Source organism: Streptomyces sp. NPDC004721, assembly GCF_053601495.1.
The window spans coordinates 1-16,178 of sequence record NZ_JBSGBZ010000100.1; the positions used below are offsets into that span (position 1 = coordinate 1).

Annotated in this window: 14 protein-coding genes and 3 pseudogenes; 9 read left to right on the forward strand and 8 right to left on the reverse strand. The window is 69.3% G+C overall.

Annotated elements, in window-relative coordinates:
- Positions 1–366: 366 nt before the first annotated feature.
- Positions 367–768, reverse strand: a complete 402-nt coding sequence (locus tag ACWEK3_RS40305) for a hypothetical protein (protein WP_453252047.1) — start codon at positions 766–768, stop codon at positions 367–369.
- A 385-nt stretch (positions 769–1,153) separates the two neighbouring features.
- Between ACWEK3_RS40305 and ACWEK3_RS40310 the strand changes: the two genes are divergently transcribed.
- Positions 1,154–1,501, forward strand: a complete 348-nt coding sequence (locus tag ACWEK3_RS40310; protein ID WP_453252048.1) for a hypothetical protein — start codon at positions 1,154–1,156, stop codon at positions 1,499–1,501.
- Between the two features lie 30 nt (positions 1,502–1,531).
- Here ACWEK3_RS40310 and ACWEK3_RS40315 read toward each other — a convergent pair whose 3' ends face one another.
- Positions 1,532–1,918, reverse strand: coding sequence for a VOC family protein (locus ACWEK3_RS40315; RefSeq protein ID WP_453252049.1), 387 nt, complete (start codon positions 1,916–1,918; stop codon positions 1,532–1,534).
- Positions 1,919–2,168: 250 nt separating this feature from the next.
- On the opposite strand from ACWEK3_RS40315, the gene ACWEK3_RS40320 reads away from it, so the two are divergent.
- Positions 2,169–2,465, forward strand: coding sequence for a hypothetical protein (locus ACWEK3_RS40320; RefSeq protein ID WP_450547566.1), 297 nt, complete (start codon positions 2,169–2,171; stop codon positions 2,463–2,465).
- 115 nt (positions 2,466–2,580) lie between these two features.
- Positions 2,581–2,886, forward strand: a complete 306-nt coding sequence (locus ACWEK3_RS40325; RefSeq protein ID WP_450547565.1) for a hypothetical protein — start codon at positions 2,581–2,583, stop codon at positions 2,884–2,886.
- 393 nt (positions 2,887–3,279) lie between these two features.
- Here ACWEK3_RS40325 and ACWEK3_RS40330 read toward each other — a convergent pair whose 3' ends face one another.
- The 3 genes from ACWEK3_RS40330 to ACWEK3_RS40340 all read right to left on the reverse strand — a co-directional run bounded on the left by ACWEK3_RS40330 (position 3,280) and on the right by ACWEK3_RS40340 (position 8,188).
- Positions 3,280–5,310, reverse strand: coding sequence for a CocE/NonD family hydrolase (locus ACWEK3_RS40330; protein WP_450547564.1), 2,031 nt, complete (start codon positions 5,308–5,310; stop codon positions 3,280–3,282).
- A 32-nt stretch (positions 5,311–5,342) separates the two neighbouring features.
- Entirely contained in the window at positions 5,343–6,926 is a 1,584-nt protein-coding gene (locus ACWEK3_RS40335) for a peptide MFS transporter (RefSeq protein ID WP_450547563.1), read from the reverse strand.
- 500 nt (positions 6,927–7,426) lie between these two features.
- Positions 7,427–8,188 carry a pirin family protein gene (locus ACWEK3_RS40340; RefSeq protein ID WP_453252054.1) on the reverse strand — a complete coding sequence of 254 codons (762 nt, stop codon included), beginning with the start codon at positions 8,186–8,188 and terminating at the stop codon, positions 7,427–7,429.
- 231 nt (positions 8,189–8,419) lie between these two features.
- On the opposite strand from ACWEK3_RS40340, the gene wrbA reads away from it, so the two are divergent.
- Positions 8,420–9,040 carry an NAD(P)H:quinone oxidoreductase gene (gene wrbA, locus ACWEK3_RS40345; RefSeq protein ID WP_450547562.1) on the forward strand — a complete coding sequence of 207 codons (621 nt, stop codon included), beginning with the start codon at positions 8,420–8,422 and terminating at the stop codon, positions 9,038–9,040.
- 392 nt (positions 9,041–9,432) lie between these two features.
- Here wrbA and ACWEK3_RS40350 read toward each other — a convergent pair.
- The 3 genes and pseudogenes from ACWEK3_RS40350 to ACWEK3_RS40360 all read right to left on the reverse strand — a co-directional run.
- Positions 9,433–9,594: pseudogene (locus ACWEK3_RS40350) on the reverse strand (IS6 family transposase); the annotation flags it as partial.
- Between the two features lie 117 nt (positions 9,595–9,711).
- Positions 9,712–9,921: a DUF6207 family protein gene (locus ACWEK3_RS40355; protein ID WP_453252050.1), complete on the reverse strand. Its 210-nt coding sequence runs from the start codon at positions 9,919–9,921 to the stop codon at positions 9,712–9,714.
- Between the two features lie 134 nt (positions 9,922–10,055).
- Complete coding sequence (locus tag ACWEK3_RS40360; RefSeq protein WP_453252051.1) at positions 10,056–10,556, reverse strand: DUF6233 domain-containing protein; 501 nt, start codon at positions 10,554–10,556, stop codon at positions 10,056–10,058.
- Positions 10,557–10,816: 260 nt separating this feature from the next.
- On the opposite strand from ACWEK3_RS40360, the gene ACWEK3_RS40365 reads away from it, so the two are divergent.
- The 5 genes and pseudogenes from ACWEK3_RS40365 to ACWEK3_RS40385 all read left to right on the forward strand — a co-directional run bounded on the left by ACWEK3_RS40365 (position 10,817) and on the right by ACWEK3_RS40385 (position 15,524).
- Entirely contained in the window at positions 10,817–11,287 is a 471-nt protein-coding gene (locus tag ACWEK3_RS40365; RefSeq protein ID WP_453252052.1) for a hypothetical protein, read from the forward strand.
- Between the two features lie 475 nt (positions 11,288–11,762).
- A pseudogene (locus tag ACWEK3_RS40370) lies at positions 11,763–12,076 on the forward strand (CoA transferase subunit A); the annotation flags it as partial.
- An 85-nt stretch (positions 12,077–12,161) separates the two neighbouring features.
- Positions 12,162–13,706, forward strand: a complete 1,545-nt coding sequence (locus ACWEK3_RS40375; RefSeq protein ID WP_453252053.1) for an FMN-binding glutamate synthase family protein — start codon at positions 12,162–12,164, stop codon at positions 13,704–13,706.
- 121 nt (positions 13,707–13,827) lie between these two features.
- Complete coding sequence (locus tag ACWEK3_RS40380) at positions 13,828–14,610, forward strand: alpha/beta hydrolase family protein (protein ID WP_450546178.1); 783 nt, start codon at positions 13,828–13,830, stop codon at positions 14,608–14,610.
- Between the two features lie 522 nt (positions 14,611–15,132).
- Positions 15,133–15,524 (forward strand): annotated as a pseudogene (locus tag ACWEK3_RS40385) (DUF6415 family natural product biosynthesis protein).
- The last annotated feature ends 654 nt before the right edge of the window (positions 15,525–16,178 follow it).

The following is a 16,178-nucleotide window of genomic DNA, read 5'->3' on the forward strand; positions in this document are numbered from 1 at the left end:
GGGCTGACGCGCATTCGACCATGCGTATCCGAACGACAGGTCCAGCGGGTCGAGGGTGCCCTCGGCGGCTGCGTCGATGTGGATCTGCCCGTCCTCCACCAGCGTCGGTTGACGATGCTGTCACAGGGGCCGAGCTCGACCTTCCGGCCGTGGGTGTCCCGGACGACGTCCTGCAGCTTGATCTTCTTGCCGGGCCCCGCGTGGCTCGACAGTCACCCGGTGGGCGGCGTCCAGCACCACCTGGGTGCCCCTGCCGCTGGGCAGTGCGGCCCCGAACTGCGGCGGCCCGGTCCCCGAGGGCGGACGTCTGTCGGCCCCGGGACTGGTGGGCTCGTCTGTTGAGGTGTCGCGTATTCGCCGACGGCATCAGTAGAGCGTGACTGTGTGTCGGGGCTCTGCGGCATGATGGTCGCCGTGAATACCGAGATACTCGTCGACGTCTGGCAGCGCCTTCTCAGCGACCCTCACAAGTCGTGGGTACTGTTCGAACACGGCACCTGTGTGGTGCTTACCGCTCCCGATGGAGACCTTGCCGAACAGGCCACCGAGATCCTCAGGGAGTTCGGTCCTGTGCATGCAGGCTCTCCTGCAGGAGACTTTGGGGTGATCGACGTCAAGGACGCCGACGGCTGGGTGGTCACCGGTCACCACCAGGACGTCCTTACTTATGTGGCGCCCGACGAGCCCAGTGGTCAAGAGAACTTTGCTGTCGGGATGTGCGGACGTTCCAAGCGCCACCGGGATGGCACCGAACTGCACATCGTCCACGTCGAGGACCGGCGTGACTCCGCGGGGCCTGCGTAAGGACGTGGCTGGTCCTCATCGGCGGTGATCGCCGGGGGCATGCCGGCCCAGGTTCCGCCGGCTTGTTGCAGGTCACGACCTCCAGCGGCCCATACCCGGCGGTGCCCAGAACGAGCGCCTGAGCCTCCTCGGCCGACTCCTCACTGACGACAGCCTGCCGCTTCGCAGTCGCGTCGTCGCGGTCATCGTCCTGCTCTACGGGCAGCCTTGCAGCCGAGTCGTCCGCCTGACCATCGACGACGTCATCCGTGACAATGACCAGGTCCTGCTGCGTCTGGGCGAACCTGCTTCGCCGGCGCCCGCTCCGTTCGCCGAACTCCTCCTGAGCTGGATCGACAACCGCGACAACATGAACACCGCGACCAACCGAGACTCCCGCTGGCTCTTCCCCGGCCGACGCGCCGGCCAGCCGCTGAACCCCAACAGTCTCTCCGGCCTGCTCAACGACCGCGGCATCCCCACGACCGCCGCCCGGACCGCAGCGATCCGCCAGCAGGTCCTGGAGATGCCCGCCCCCGTCGTCGCCGATGCCCTCGGCTACCACCACAAGAGCACCACCTGCCTCCGCAACGAGACCGGCGGTACCTGGAGCCGATACCCCCCGGCGACCACACACGGTCACCAACAGGCTGGACTCCGCAGGAAACTCAAGGCAGTTGAACCAGGCCACGGAGCAGCAGGCCAGGGCACTGCCTGACCTGCCACTGCCTCACGAAGCCGTCGGCGTCTACTCGTGGCTGCTATAGGGCCGCGTGATGATCTCCATGCCGTGCCCGGCTGGATCCATGAAGTACAGCCCGCGCCCACCGTGGTGGTGGTTGATCTCTCCGGGCTGCTTCAGATGCGGATCGGCGTAGTACGTGATCCCGGCCTGCTGGATACGCGCGAAGGCCGCGTCGAACTCCTCGTCGGAAACGAGGAATGCGTAGTGCTGCATGACGATCGACTCCGCCGGAATGGCAGCAAAGTCCAGGGTGACCCCGTTGCTGGTGGCCACGGGAATGAACGGGCCCCACTCGGTCCCGACCTCAAGCCCCAAGATGTGCGCCAGGAACTCGGCCGACTCCCGGTTGTCCCGGGCATGGATGATGGTGTGGTTCAACTCGACTGACATGTGTGGAATGCCTCCGTAAGGCACCTCACGGCACCTCCATGCCTCACCCAGCCGGTGACCGACACGCGATGCGTGCGCATGATCCTAAACAGCAGCGCTCACGCCGTCGAGGCGTCTTCCGAGGAGGTAGCCCTTTTCGGCCACGGAGCGTCACCCATCGCCAGCCCAGGCCGAGAATTGGCGACAGTTGAATACGCGAGCTCACCAGTATCGAGGCCGCGACAAGCGGGGCTGGCGCTGGGTGGTGCGCATGGTCTACGAGGTCGTCGCCTTCCAGGCCCTGCGCGACCAGTTCAAGTACAAGGAGATCTGGGTCGTCGGCGCCGACAAGTGGCGCAACCCCGGCGAGGACCTGCCCCAAGACTTCGGAGCGTTGCGAGGAGAACTACCGCGAGCGGCGCAAGCCGCTAGATGCCGCCGTGTTCGTCGACGAGCTGCGCGAGCAGATGACCACCGAACTGACACTGCTGAACGACCAGATGCCCATGCCGAGCTGGTTGGACATCGCCGAGCGGAAGTCCGGGGCGATCCGGCTGACCCCGGCTGAGGCCCAGCCTCGCCGTCGTCGTACACCGCGGCGGTCGAGCGGTACCTCACCGGCACCGGCACCGGCATCGCGAAGTCCTCCGCACGGATCTACCAGATCTCGCTGACGACGTGGGGTGGATGTTCGCCGGCAAACCCGCGTCGACCGGACCGGCTCGCCGAGGCGCGAGCCGCCCGTCTTCCCCGTCTCCGCGTTCGACGACATGGCGCTGCCCGAGGTGCTCGCCGAGTTGACGGCGACGCAGGCGGACGCGATGGATGCTGACACCGTGAACCGGGAGTTGTCGATCGCGCGCAAGGCGATCGGCTGGTGGCAGCGGCAAGGCTGGATCGAACGCGATCCGACAGTCGGCATCGAGCGGCGGCCGGCACCGCCGGATCGCACCAGGGCCTTGTCGGAGAATCAGATCGTCTCCCTGTGACGGCGGCCAGGGGAGACGACGTCGGCTTCGCCACCGCTGCCGCCCGCTGCGGCGGCCCTTGCGACTCAACGGTTCTCATGTGTGCCCCGTGCCCGCCTGTTATCGCAGATCCACCCGGGCGTGCTCGTAGCCGTCTTCGAAGTTGCAGCTCATCGAGGACTTTTGGCCGGGCTTGCGCCAAGCGCCCCACCACGTGTACTGGAACTGGGGTGGCGGTGGTCAATGCAGGTGGCACGTGCACGGTGTCGACGCCAAGGGGGCTGGTTGGAGCACCGGACGGCACGCGCATCGGGCTCGGAGACGTGCGGTGCCTCGCCTTCGAGATCGTCGCCTGGTCGTGTCACGGCAAGATCAGCGGAGGGATGGGGCGAGGCACCGCGAGCGGTCAGCCGGTCAGCTCGCCGTGCGGGGGATGCGGCGCTCCCACGTACGCCGGAAGACCTCGCTGTCCCCGTCCGTGCAGACCACCTCGTTGAAGGTGAGGAAGTCCGTGGCGTTTGCGGCGATCTCCGTGCGGATGCGCACCCGTGCGTCCCAGCCGGTGTCCGGGCGGTGCAGCCGGACCGACCAGTCCGAGCGTGTACGCGCGGAGAGCGGGTCGCGCTCGTCGATGGTGTACGTCTCCAGGGCGTCCTCGGTGAACTCCAGGCCGTCCGGATAGATCCGGGTGCCGCCGTAGCGCGGGTCGACCTCCAGCCGCCACGTGCCGGCCGCCACGTCCCGGGTCACGACCCGCTCGGGCCGCTGGTCCTGCTGCTCGGGGAAGTGCACGGCCAGCGGCTCAGCCTGCTCGGGCCCCTCGAAGGAGACGGGGGCGCGGTTGGCGTCGGCCGCCCGGTCCCGCACCGGCAGCTCCACTGCGGACGCCTCCGGCAGGACGGACCAGCCCGCCTCGCTGCCCGGCTGCGGCCAGATCCACGGCCAGTAGGCGGAGGAGAGCGCGATCCGGATGCGATGACCGGGCGGGAAGGTGTGGCCGATGCCGTTCATCTCGAAGGTGACGTCCTCGGTCGCCCCGGGCTCCCATTCGGCGACGCGGTCGCGGCCGTGCCGAGCGGCGAGATTGAGCACGCCCCGGGTGACGAGCGTGGAGGAGCCGTCAGGGGCGACGTCGCACAGGCGAGCGATCACCTGGCCGCGTGGCACCTCGCTGGTCAGCCGCAGCCGCACCCGCGGCCGGCCCAGGATCTCGGTCGGCGCCTCGGGCACCGCCACGTCGAAGCAGACGGAGCGCCCGTCCTCCTCGCACTGGTCGGGCGGGAGGTCGGCGTCGTTGCCGAACGGGAAGTAGCGGCCCGCGTCCACGCCTGTGTGCTGCGGGGAGCGCACCCGGAGGGTTCCGCTGCCGGGCAGGGCGTACGGCGTCATGGTGACCGCCGGGGAGGGCCATGCATGCTCGCCCACCCAGCGGCCGGGCAGCTCGGGGTACACCGTGGCGGGCGGGTGCGACTCGCTGATCCAGGAGCGCAGCAGGGGCTCCTCCATGACGTTTTTCCCGCCGTGCTGCTCGCCCTTGAGCCAGTGGTCCCACCAGCGCAGCGTCTCCTGCAGGAAACCGATCGCCGGGCCGGGCGGCAGCCCGCGGTCCGGGTACTGGTGCGACCAGGGGCCAATCAGCCCGCGGACAGGCGCGCTGCTGTGCCGGGGAAGCTGCTCGACGAGCCGCAGCACCGTGTCCCGGTAGGGGTCGTGCCAGCCGCCCACTGCCAGCACGGCGGCCTTGATCGCGGAGTAGTCCTCGCAGACGCTGCCGCGCCGCCAGTAGTCGTCCCGCGTCTGGTGGGCCAGCCAGGTGTTGACGAGCGGGTCGAGCGCCTCCAGCCGCTCCTCCCACATCGCGCGCCAGCCGTCGCCGGCGTAGAGAGGGTCCGGCGGACGCGAGGCGAAGGCGAGCATGGTCGATGCCCAGCCGTGCATGTCGACGGCCAGGAGGGAACCGCCTACGTAGTGCACGTCGTTGTCGTAGCGGTCGTCGGTCGAGCAGACCGTGACGATCGCCTTCAGCGCCTCGGGCGCGCGGGCGGCGAGCATGAGGCTGTTGAAGCCGCCCCAGGAGATGCCGAACATGCCGACCTTGCCGGTCGACCAGGGCTGGGCGGCCAGCCACTCGATGACGGCGATGCCGTCGGACAGTTCGGTCTCGTCGTACTCGTCCCCGGGAACGCCCTCGGAGTTGCCGTGGCCGTGCACGTCGACGCGCACGGAGGCGTAGCCGTGCCCGGCGTACCAGGGGTGGCGCTGGGCGTCGCGCGGGGCCGTCCAGTCGGTGACCCGGTAGGGCAGGTACTCCAGCAGGACCGGCACGGGCTCGTCGGTCACGGGCCGCCAGATCCGGGCGTACAGCCGGGCTCCCCGGGGGAGGGGAATCCGGACGTCCTCACACCGGATCTGGTACGGGAATTCTTGGGTGGTGCGGATGTGCATGGGGTGAACTCTTTCAGCAGTAACTGACAGCGTCAGTGAACCGGTGCCATCGTCCGTCGCATCCACCGCACCGCGGCGACGACCGCGAGCCCGGCGACGACGGTCACGGCTCCGTTGACGCCGAAGTACGCCGGGGCCGAGAGCTGGTCGTAGAGCTTGACGGACTGAGCCTGGATGCCGTTGGCGAGGGCTAGGGACAGCATCCACAGGGCCATCGTCTGGCTGGAGAACGCGGCCGGGGCGAGCTTGGTCGTCGCGGACATGCCGGTGGTCTGCAGGACGACGTCACCGGTGCCCAGCAGCAGGTACGAGGCGATCAGCCACCAGGCGGCCATCGTCCAGCCGTCGCCGGCGCGCCCCGTCGTTGCCCAGGCCATGACCAGGAACGACAGCCCGCCGAGCACCACACCCAGCCCGACCTTGACCGAGGCGTGCGGCTGCCGCCGACCGAGGCGCTGCCACAGTGCGGCGACGACCGGGGCGACGAGCACCTCGGCGACGCCGAGCACGGAGTTGTACCAGGTGGACGGGAAGCTCCAGCCGAGGATCTCCGTGTCCGCGTGGTCGGCGGCAAGCAGGGTCATGGTCGAGTACGCCTGGAAGAGCACCAGGTTGAAGACCACGGACGCGGCGAAGAGCACGATGTACGGGCGTAGCCGGCCTCGCTCCTCGCGGCTCACGCGAGGGCTGCGGAACATGACGAGGAAGTACGCCACCGGTGCGACGACCGAGACCAGCGAGGTCAGGTCGACGGTGCGGGCCATCGTCAGCCAGCCGGCGGCCACCAGCAGCGCCGCCGCGGCGAACAGCACGACGACGCCGGCGAGGATCAGCCATATCGCGCGGCGCAGGGCGGCCGGCGGCAGCGCGAACTCGGCCGCGTGCTTGCGGCCGGCGAGGTGGCGGCGGCCGAGCACGTACTGCGCCAGGCCCAGCGTCATGCCGATCGCGGCGGCCGAGAAGCCCCAGTGCCAGCCCTGGGTCTGGCCCAGCCAACCGGAGACGACCGGGCCGAGGAAGGCGCCGATGTTGATGCCCATGTAGTACAGGGCGAAGCCGGCGTCGCGGCGCTCGTCGTCGGTGGCGTAGAGCTTGCCGACCATGGCTGACACGTTCGGCTTGAGCAGGCCTGTACCGACGATGATCAGGCCCAGGCCCACCCAGGTCATGGTGGCGGTGGGCACGGCCATGGAGTAGTGGCCGCAGGCGATCAGGACGCCGCCGAAGAGGACCGCGCGGTAGGAGCCGAGGATGCGGTCGGCGAGCCAGCCGCCCGCGACCGAGACGAGGTAGACCAGCGTGCCGTAGGCGGCGACGACGGAGGCGGCGGTGCCGGAGGCCATGCCGAGGCCGCCGGCCCGGACGGTGTCGGCGAAGTACAGGACCAGGATGGCCTGCATGCCCAGGAAGGAGAAGCGCTCCCAGATCTCCAGCCCGGACAGCGGCAGAAGTCCGCGCGGGTGGCCGAGGAAACCGCGCTCGGGCCGGGCGCTTTCGGGAGTGGTGTCGGGCGCGGGCGGTCGTGCGGTGTGCTGGCCGGCGCCGTGTCCGGTCTCGTTCGCTCGCCTGTGCCCCTCATCCGCGTGGTCGGGGGAGGCGGGGGACGGGGTGGGCACGGATCTGCTCCTGTGGTTGCGTGTACGGGCTTACGGCTGCTCTCCGGGATCCGGCCCGGCAAACCGTCCTCAAACGTGACCTTCGGCATACCTGATTACCGGGCGGGCGCCGTGGAGGGGGCGGGCCGCCGCTACTGGGCGCCCTGCCGGTACGACACCCACCACCGGGGAGTCACAGCCCGGGACTACGGCCTGGCCGTGCCCGTCGTCGTCACCACCCTGGAGCAGTTGCGCGAGCGGGGCGCGGACGCGGTGGTGTGGCGGCGGCCGGGACGTGACGGTGCGCAGACGTCGACCCCCGCGGGACGCCTGGGAGCCCGGAACGGCGCCCGCCAGTTCTCGACCTGGGCGTCCGGCGCCGGAGCCCGTATGCGCTGCGCGCTTGCGCCGGCCGGTTTTCAGCCCCGGGGCGGGGATCCGTTGAACCGGCCGTACTGCGGAACCCTCGCCACCCTCGCCAGGTCGTACCCACAGGCCGGCTGCGCGGATCGGTGCACGTGTCACGCCGTGGTGACGGCGGCGTGCATTTCCCACATCAGGACCTCGGTGCCGTCGGGGCCGGCGGTGATGCGTTGGCCCTCCGCGCCGGTGATGCGGACCGCGTCGCCGGTGGCCAGCGGGCCCGCTCCCTCCAGTTCGGCGCTGCCCCGGGCGAGGAAGAGGTGGGTGAAGGGGGCGGTGACGATCGGGAGGGTCTCGTTGGGGCGGATGCGGGCGACGTGCAGGGCTGCGTGCTTCTGTCGGATGCCGATCGCGCGCTGGTGGGCGTGCCGGGGCATGCCGGAGGCGAGGGTGGTCCAGCCGCCGCGGGCGAGTTCGTCGTTGATGTCGAGCTGTTCATAACCGGGCTTGATGCCGGCCTCGTCGGGGATGACCCACATCTGGACGAAGTGGACGGGGTCCTGGTGGGCGGGCTTGCCGGTGAGGGTCCAGGAGTCGTTCTTCTCGCTGTGGAGGATGCCGGTGCCGGCGCTCATCCGCTGGGCGAGGCCCGGGTAGATCACCCCGTTGTGGCCCTCGGAGTCCTGGTGGACCAGACCGCCGTCGAGCACCCAGGTGATGATCTCCATGTCGCGGTGGGGATGGGTGTCGAAGCCGGTGCCCGGCGCGACGACGTCGTCGTTGGAGACCAGCAGCAGTCCGAAGTGGGTGTTCTTGGGATCCCAGTGGCGGGAGAAGGAGAAGGAGTGCCGGGAGTCGAGCCAGCCGGCGCGGGTGTGGAAGCGCTCGCCGGAGCGGCGGACGTCGAGGGCGGAGGCCATGGCGGTGTCCTTGTCGTCGGTGGAGGCGGAGCATCGGACCACGATTTAGTTGAAGGTTATACCAATCTGCGAGCCTGGCCACTCCTGCACCGCGTGAGCACGGATGCCCCCGTGATGGTTTACCGTTCAATCAATACTCGTCAGTGAGTGTTCAGCACCAGAACGAAAGCTGTCATGGGCATCTTCAGCCGTAACCGCACACCCGACACCAACCGAACGGAGACCGCAGCCGTGAGCACCCAGACCAAGCTCGCCGTCGTCTACTACTCCTCCACCGGCATCGTCGCCGAGATCGGCAAGGAGATCGCCGAGGCAGCGGAGAAGGCCGGCGCCGAGGTCCGCCTGCTCAAGGCCGCCGAACTGGCCCCGCAGGCCGCCATCGACTCCAATCCCGCCTGGGCCGCCAACGCCGCCGCCACCGCCGACGTCCCCGTCGCCACCCCGGCCGACATCGAGTGGGCCGACGCCGTGATCTTCGGTTCTCCCACCCGCTTCGGGAACATCGCCTCGCAGCTCAAGCAGTTCATCGACACCCTCGGCGGCCTCTGGGCCCAGGGCAAGCTCGCCGACAAGGTCTACAGCGGTTTCACCGCCACCTCCACCGCCCACGGCGGCCAGGAGGCCACCCTGCTCGCGCTCTACAACTCCGTCCACCACTTCGGCGGCATCCTCGTGGCCCCCGGCTACACCGACCCCGCCAAGTTCGCCGACGGCAACCCCTACGGCACCTCCCACGTCGACGCCCAGGGCAACAACCCCGTCGACGACACCACCCGCGCCGCCGCCCATGTGCAGGCCGAGCGCGTCGTCAAGGTCGCTTCCGCCCTCAAGACCGGCCTCGCCGCCGCCTGACCCGGTCCTTTCGGGGGGCCAGCGCCAGGCCCGTCGGCCGCACGACGGGGTGCGGCCGACGGGCCGTCGCGGAGCCTAGCGATCCGCGCCCAGCCCGGCAGACAGGCGCCCACCTTTTATCTCGCGCACGCGCGGGTACTTCCACCGCGAACCGCACGTCGTGGCAAGCACAAGCGCCCCATCTGGCGACCCGGTGGAAGGATGCGGTGGCGGCAGCCGACAGCCCCTCGCTCATCCCGCCCCGCCCACATCCGTCTAAGCCCCTCGGCCGTACCCGCTCCCGACAGTCAACGAACGCGCCAGAAGTCCTCACAGGGCGCTGTCACGTTGTTGAGGGTGTGAGGTGCCTGATGGTGTGTCGGGTGTGGTGGGGCCAGGTTCCGGCTCCGTGCTCAGGCCGCGGCAGGCACCCCGGCGACGCCGGTGACCTGATCCCAGATCGCGAAGCGGATGGTCATCTCGGCTCGGTAGCGGGCGGCGGTCATCAGGTGGCGACGAGGCCGGAAGTGCGGTGAGATGCCGCTGAACGCGGACAGGAACCGCTGGGCCCCACTGGGGGCTTGTAAAGATTCCACACGCTCGCGGGCATGACACACCTCCAGCTCCGAGCAGCACCAGCCCAGGACGCCGCCCGGCCCGGCACGAGCAAGGACTGGTGGGCGCCCCCGGCGCTATGAGCCGGGCGTCTGGCGCACGTCCAGGTAGCAGCGCAGCCGCACTCCGGGCTGCCCCGGATCCCGGGTCGTATGGTCCGCCGCTGCGGTCGCCCACTGCGTGGCGAGCAGCTCCTGGACGGTGAAGGCGGTCTGGTCGTCGCATGCCGCGATCTCCACCACGGCCGGTCCCGGCTCCACCACATGTGCTTCGTTGAGCGGCTCCATGCCCGGCAATACGCGCCGACACCCCAAGAGGTTTTCCGATCCCGGCGGCTTCACCCGACCGAGTAAGACCCGGCCATCTCCACCGCTGCGGCGGACTGGCGGAGTACCTGGCGTCGTTCTGCCCGTCGCAGCGCCTAGCCATCCAGGTAGCCGAGTTCAGCGTCAGGCCGGCAGTGCCCGCAGGCCTCGATGCCTTCGCTCAGTGCCCGCAGGGCGACGTCCCGGGGTACGCCTTTCCAGCGTTTGCCTGCCATATGGCAGCCGCCGACGTGAACGGCGACAGGCGGCGAGTCACGGTTCAGGCCGCCTTCGAGGATCCAGTCGGGTGCGGCCGGCCGGGCCTGCTCACCGCGCCGGCGCTCCTGCCCACGGCGCTCGGTTATGGCGATCTGCTGCCGTACCCGGTCGAGAGTGAGGACGAGCCACGTCTCCAGGGTGCGGAGGCGGGGCAGGTCAGGCGGAAGATCGTGGTCGGTAGGTTCGCCCGGCAGGGTCAGGTCCGGGTCGACCGGGCGGTCCTCGCTGGTGTGGGTCGCGGAAATCGCGCAGCACCGCTTCCGCGCGGGCGGGGTTGGCTTCCTCCTCGCTACTCGCCCTCGCCGCTGCCGGCGCATACGCCTGAGGTGTGGCGTCATCCAACATGGCTGCGGATTCGCCGAGTTGCTCGTGAGGTGGCGTGAGGTGAGCGGATCCTCGACTGCTGCCCGAGCGCCGGCTCGCAACAGCGGGGGTCGTAGAAATATTCCGACGCAACGACTCTCCGCCGCGTGGTGCACCTCACCGCCAGATGTAGTTCATCGTTCAACAAGCTGCGGCTAGTGTCTTCAGTGCCTAGCGAGGCAAATACGCGCTAACTCGCCCATTCGCATCGTGGGGTGAGGAAAGAGAGGAAACCATGGCAAGCAGGACTGTTCGTCGAGTCGCCGTTGCGATCGCCTCGACCGCCGTCGCGGCCGCCGGGCTTCTCGCCACCGGCGGCTCGGCCTCGGCTGCGACGTACCCGAGCAGCAGCCAGTCGGGTGTCGTCTCCGCCGTCCGAATCGCTGACCACCACAACGGGGGACGGCACAACCACAACGGGGACCGGCACAGCGCATTCGGCAGCCGGGGCAGCGACGGTCGTGGTCACGGGAAGCGGGATCACGACGGAGGTCGCCACTGGAAGTGGGATCACGGCGGTCGTGGTTACTGGAAGCGGGGGCACGATGGCCGTGGCTACTGGATCCGGTACGACGCCCGCGACGGTCACCGGGCACGTATCGACGACGGTCGTCGTCAGCGGGTCCTCGACCAGTTCCGCTGGGCCGGCGACCACCGACACGCCTCCTGGGACAGCGTGAAGCACCACGACCGTTCGCACCGCTGAGGACCGCGGTCACCAAGACCGCCACCGCTCGGGCTGCCGTACGCCAGTGGGCAAGTGGCGCAGCCCGAGCCACCCCCCTGCGTATGTGGGTGGGCGTCACAGGACAGCGGGGACGGCATTCGCGGCCGCTCAAGGGACAGCAGCGGCCAGGACACCGATTGCCGCCCCCGCATCCCAAGCGAAGTCTCCACAGCCACCGCTGCCACGGTCCGGGCGCCCGCAATTCCAGGAGACAGAGCATGAACCACGGCCGACAGCACCGCCGTTGCCGCTCCCCGCTTCGTGAGCACTGCCGCGCATGGAGACCACATCGGGGACGGGCGTGATCGCCGGGCAGACCACGTCTTCCGTTGACCACGCGGACCGTGTGGATGCCGAGCCCGCGCAGTGATCCCACTGCCCGGGCCCGACACCACCCCGGCCCCCGAACGCACACAGAGCCACAGTCGATTCTGCCGCGGAGGCAGTCGCCGACATCGGCTCAGGAGCATCGCTCGCGGTGGGCGGATTCGGCCTGAGCGGGATTCCCAGTGTTCTCATCACCACACTGCTGCACACCGGCGTCTCGCAGCTACGGATCGTCTCGGCGTGGACGACGGGGGACTCGGCATCCTGCTGGCCGCCGGTCGGATCTCCCGCGTGGCCGCGTCCTACGTGGGCGAGAACAAGGAGTTCGCCCGCCAGTACCTGGCTGGCGAGCTGGAGGTGGAACTCACCCCGCAGGGCACCCTCGCCGAGCGGCTGCGCACGGGCGGCGCCGGCATCCCCGCCTTCTTCACCCCTGCTGGGCCGTGCCCGTCGCCCAACGCCCAACACGACACGTCGACGTCCACCGCATAGCCAGTGGAGTCGAGCATCGAGGAGAGGAATGTTCATGAACGCCCGGAGTATCGGTGCGGCCACCGCGACAGGATTGGCGCTGATGGCCGCCCGCGATCTCTTCCAGAAGAAGCACGCACTGCTCCGGAACTTCCCGGTGATCGGGCACGCCCGGTACCTGTTGGAGACGATCGGGCCGGAGCTGCGGCAGTACATCGTGACCTCCAATGAGGAGGAGCGCCCGTTCAGTCGTGACCAGCGCACCTGGATCTATGCGTCGGCGAAGGAGGAGAACAACTACTTCGGGTTCGGAACTGACGTCGACGTCGAGCACGTGCAGGGGCACGCCTACCTGAAGCAGCGCACGTTCGCCGACACGCTGCCCGACGCGCAGGACCCGCAGGCCCCACTGCCCTCAGCCAAGGTGCTGGGCGGGCCGCGCGGGCGCGCCAAGGCGTTCAGGCCGGCGAGCGTGGTGAACATCTCGGCGATGAGCTTCGGATCGCTCTCCGGCGCGGCGATCACGGCGCTCAACAAAGGGGCGGCGCTGGCGGGCACGATGCAGAATACGGGCGAGGGCGGCCTCTCGCCGTACCACCGCAACGGTGGCGACCTCGTCCTTCAGATCGGTACGGCGTACTTCGGCTGCCGCAACGAGGACGGCACCTTCAATCTCGACAAGCTCAAGGATGTGGTCGCCGGCGCCCCGGTCAAGGCGATAGAGATCAAGCTCTCCCAGGGCGCCAAGCCAGGGCTGGGCGGGATGCTGCCGGGCGCGAAGGTGACCCCGGAGATCGCCGAGATCCGCGGTATCCCGCCCGGTAAGGACTGTGCCTCCCCGTCGCGGCACACCGCGTTCAGCGACGTCGACTCCATGCTCGACTTCGTCGAGCTGCTCGCCACCGAGACCGGTCTGCCGGTCGGAGTTAAGAGCGCAGTGGGAGAGATGGACTTCTGGCAGGAGCTGGCCACGCTGATGGAGCGTGGTGACCGTGGTGTCGACTTCGTGACCATCGACGGCGGCGAGGGCGGCACCGGGGCGGCGCCGCTGATCTTCACCGACTCGGTGTCGCTGCCGTTCCGGATGGGCTTCTCCCGGGTCTATGGCACCTTCGCCGAGCTGGGGCTGACCGACGACCTGACCTTCATCGGCTCCGGCAAGCTCGGCCTGCCCGAGAACGCCGCGGTCGCCTTCGCTCTGGGTACCGACATGATCAACGTGGGTCGTGAGGCGATGCTGTCGATCGGCTGCATCCAGTCGCAGAAGTGTCACACCGACAGGTGCCCCACCGGCATCGCCACCCAGAACCCGTGGCTGGTCCGCGGCCTCGACCCGACCTCGAAGGCCACCCGGGCCGCTGTCTACCTGCGCACCCTGCGCAAGGAGCTGATGAAGGTCTCGTCGGCCATCGGCGTCGCCCACCCGGCACTCATCACGGCCACCGACATCGAGATCATGAACGGCGACTATGACGCCCGCACCCTGGCCGGCGTCTACGGCTACAAGGACGGCTGGGGCAAGCTCGGCCCGCACCTCGCCGATGAGATCGCTGCGCTACTCGCCATCAAGCCGACCTCCGTCCAGAAACCGACCGCCTGACACGCCGACAGCGACAGGCACCGCGCTCACGCTCTCCTGCTTGGAGCCCGCGCGTGGCAACAGCCAGTGTCGCCCTCACCTCCCCTACCCCACGAACAGCCCATGCCGAGGTGATCACAACATGACTGAAGAAGTGAGATTCAAGAGCATCGTCGGCCCCGAACTGGCCGGAGCAATTGACCTGCCGGACGGCGAGATCCGGGGCTGGGGAATCTTCGTCCACGGATTCACACTGGGCAAGAACTCGCCGGCCGCTTCGCGCGTCAGCAAGCAACTGGCACGCGAGGGGATCGGAATGCTGCGCTACGACAACCTCGGGATCGGAGACTCCGACGGCGACTGGGGGGACGGTTCCTTCACCATCAAGGTCCAGGACACCGTCCGTGCAGCAACTCTGATGGCGGAGCGAGGGACTCCAGCAGACCTGCTGGTGGGGCACTCGTGGGGAGGTGCCGCCGCCATCGCCGCAGCGGCCGAGGCAACCGGCGTCCGCGCGGTTGCCACGATCGGGGCGCCTGTCGACCCCAGCCACGTCGAGGGACAGTACGACGCGGTCATAGATCGCGTTCTCAGTGAAGGGTCGCACGAGTGGTTCGTCGGCGGAAGGACCCTGGTCCTCAAGCGTGCCTTCATCGACGACGTCCACCATGCCAGCTTGCGCACCGGGATACGCGAGTTGCGCCTACCACTACTCGTCCTGCATTCGCCTACCGACAACACCGTCGACATCGCCAACGCCGGGGAGATCTTCTACGAGGCACGACACCCGCGAAGTTTCGTCGCGCTCGACGGAGCAGACCACCTCCTGACCGCCCGAGGACAGGCACAGCGAGCCGCCCACATCATCAGCGCCTGGGCCGACCAGTACATGCACGCGTCACGGCCCGGAGTGGGAGTGTCATGAATCAGGGTATGACCACGGGGCCATGTCGCCCGCGTACTCGGACAGTTGGCGAGGTCGGACCGGGGCGCCCTGCCGACGTTGCCGTCGGTGGGTTTCCCCGGCCCGCCTCCCGAACCGTGCCCGCTCTCCAGGCATCCGGCTCTCCACAAGCCCTCTCAGACGGCCGCTGCGATCGTGGTCCCATTGGGCCGGGGCGAGGGCATCTTGTTGCCGCAGTAGAGGTAGCGGTGGGTCCGCACCTTCGCGCACTTGAACAAGGTCACCTCGTCGTCGGTGGGCCACCAGACCGGCACTGCGCAGCACGGCCAGCGCGTTGTCCAGCGGCTCGTAAGCCCTGAAATGCTGGCGCAGCATCGGATACCGCCGCACTTCGGGCTCCTCGGACTCCAAAATTGTCGCGGCCAGCAACAGCAGCGGTTCCTCCCCACTCTCCTCATACTCCGTCAGCAGCTCATCGGAGAGGACACCCAGCGGTGACCGCCGGCCACCCGCGTGACGACGCCGCAGCAGCGAGGCCTCGCCATGCACACCAGCACGCACACAGTCCTGTACGGCCCGACGGCCTGATCGAAGCGGAACTCCTGCTCGACCGCGAGCCGTGCGAGAGCCTGGTCAAGGCCGTCCTGGCGTGGACCGGCCCGGACGCGCTGACGACCCGCGACTACGAGCAGATCGCCCTCCAGATGACCGGCCACGCCTGCGCGGTCGCCGCCAATGTCCGCCGCAGCGCCGGCCAGCTGCCGAAGGACAGCGGCCCCCGAGCGCTCGCCGACGTCGTCCTGCGCGAGGCGGAAGGCCGGCTGTCCGCGACGCTGGAGGGCACCGTGCACTGCGTCCAGAACCGCGCCCGCCTCGTCCGCGCCCTCTACGATCGCCTGGACCGCTTGGACGCCGCGCTCACTCAGGCTGTGTGAACACTCCCGCACCCGGCGCGACCCCGGGCCCGGGTGCGGGGGGCTGCACCCGCTGGAGGCTTACGCGGGTGCTGGCGCCGGTGCCGGGCGCAGCGATGCGAGGGGAGAGCGCCGGCCCCACGCGGCGGGGCGCTGAGCTGGGGTTTTCGTGGAGCTGCGCTAGCTGGAGAGGTCCTGACGTGCAAGTTCAGTGACCGTCTCGGAATGTAGTGATCGGCGCGGGATTTCGAATTGCCTGCGGGGTCGGGCGGATTGATTTTGCGCCGGTCAGGGGCTGCTCAGGAGGCGTCCCGGTGTAGCGGCTTCGGCCTGGTCCCAGCCGCGGTCGCCTGGCGGGCGAGGCTGTCGAAGGGGGACCTGTCCCACGTGGACCTGTCCTGGGTGAAGGTCGGCAAGGACAAGTGGGCGGCCCTGGACGCGAGTCCTTGCGGCCGGTCCCACGATCCGGCGCCTGCTGGGTGGCGTGGCCACGCGGCGGGGCGCTGTGAGTGACGCGGCGCGTCTAGCCTCGCTGTTTCGGTTGGCGTCGGCTGATCTGGGGTGATCCATGTGCCGGGGATCGCGGGGCTGCCGTCGGACGTTGGGCATGGCGAGGTCCCGGCGCTGGGGCCGGGTGCTCCGGGGTCCTCGGGTCGTGGGTGGTCAGCGGCGACG

Coding starts and splice junctions, on each gene's coding strand:
- ACWEK3_RS40310 (WP_453252048.1), top strand. CDS start 1,154: ATGAACACCGCGACCAACCGAGACTCCCGCTGGCTCTTCCCCGGCCGA.
- ACWEK3_RS40315 (WP_453252049.1), bottom strand. CDS start 1,918: ATGTCAGTCGAGTTGAACCACACCATCATCCATGCCCGGGACAACCGG.
- ACWEK3_RS40320 (WP_450547566.1), top strand. CDS start 2,169: ATGGTCTACGAGGTCGTCGCCTTCCAGGCCCTGCGCGACCAGTTCAAG.
- ACWEK3_RS40330 (WP_450547564.1), bottom strand. CDS start 5,310: ATGCACATCCGCACCACCCAAGAATTCCCGTACCAGATCCGGTGTGAG.
- ACWEK3_RS40340 (WP_453252054.1), bottom strand. CDS start 8,188: ATGGCCTCCGCCCTCGACGTCCGCCGCTCCGGCGAGCGCTTCCACACC.
- ACWEK3_RS40355 (WP_453252050.1), bottom strand. CDS start 9,921: ATGGAGCCGCTCAACGAAGCACATGTGGTGGAGCCGGGACCGGCCGTG.
- ACWEK3_RS40360 (WP_453252051.1), bottom strand. CDS start 10,556: ATGACGCCACACCTCAGGCGTATGCGCCGGCAGCGGCGAGGGCGAGTA.
- ACWEK3_RS40365 (WP_453252052.1), top strand. CDS start 10,817: ATGGCAAGCAGGACTGTTCGTCGAGTCGCCGTTGCGATCGCCTCGACC.
- ACWEK3_RS40375 (WP_453252053.1), top strand. CDS start 12,162: ATGAACGCCCGGAGTATCGGTGCGGCCACCGCGACAGGATTGGCGCTG.
- ACWEK3_RS40380 (WP_450546178.1), top strand. CDS start 13,828: ATGACTGAAGAAGTGAGATTCAAGAGCATCGTCGGCCCCGAACTGGCC.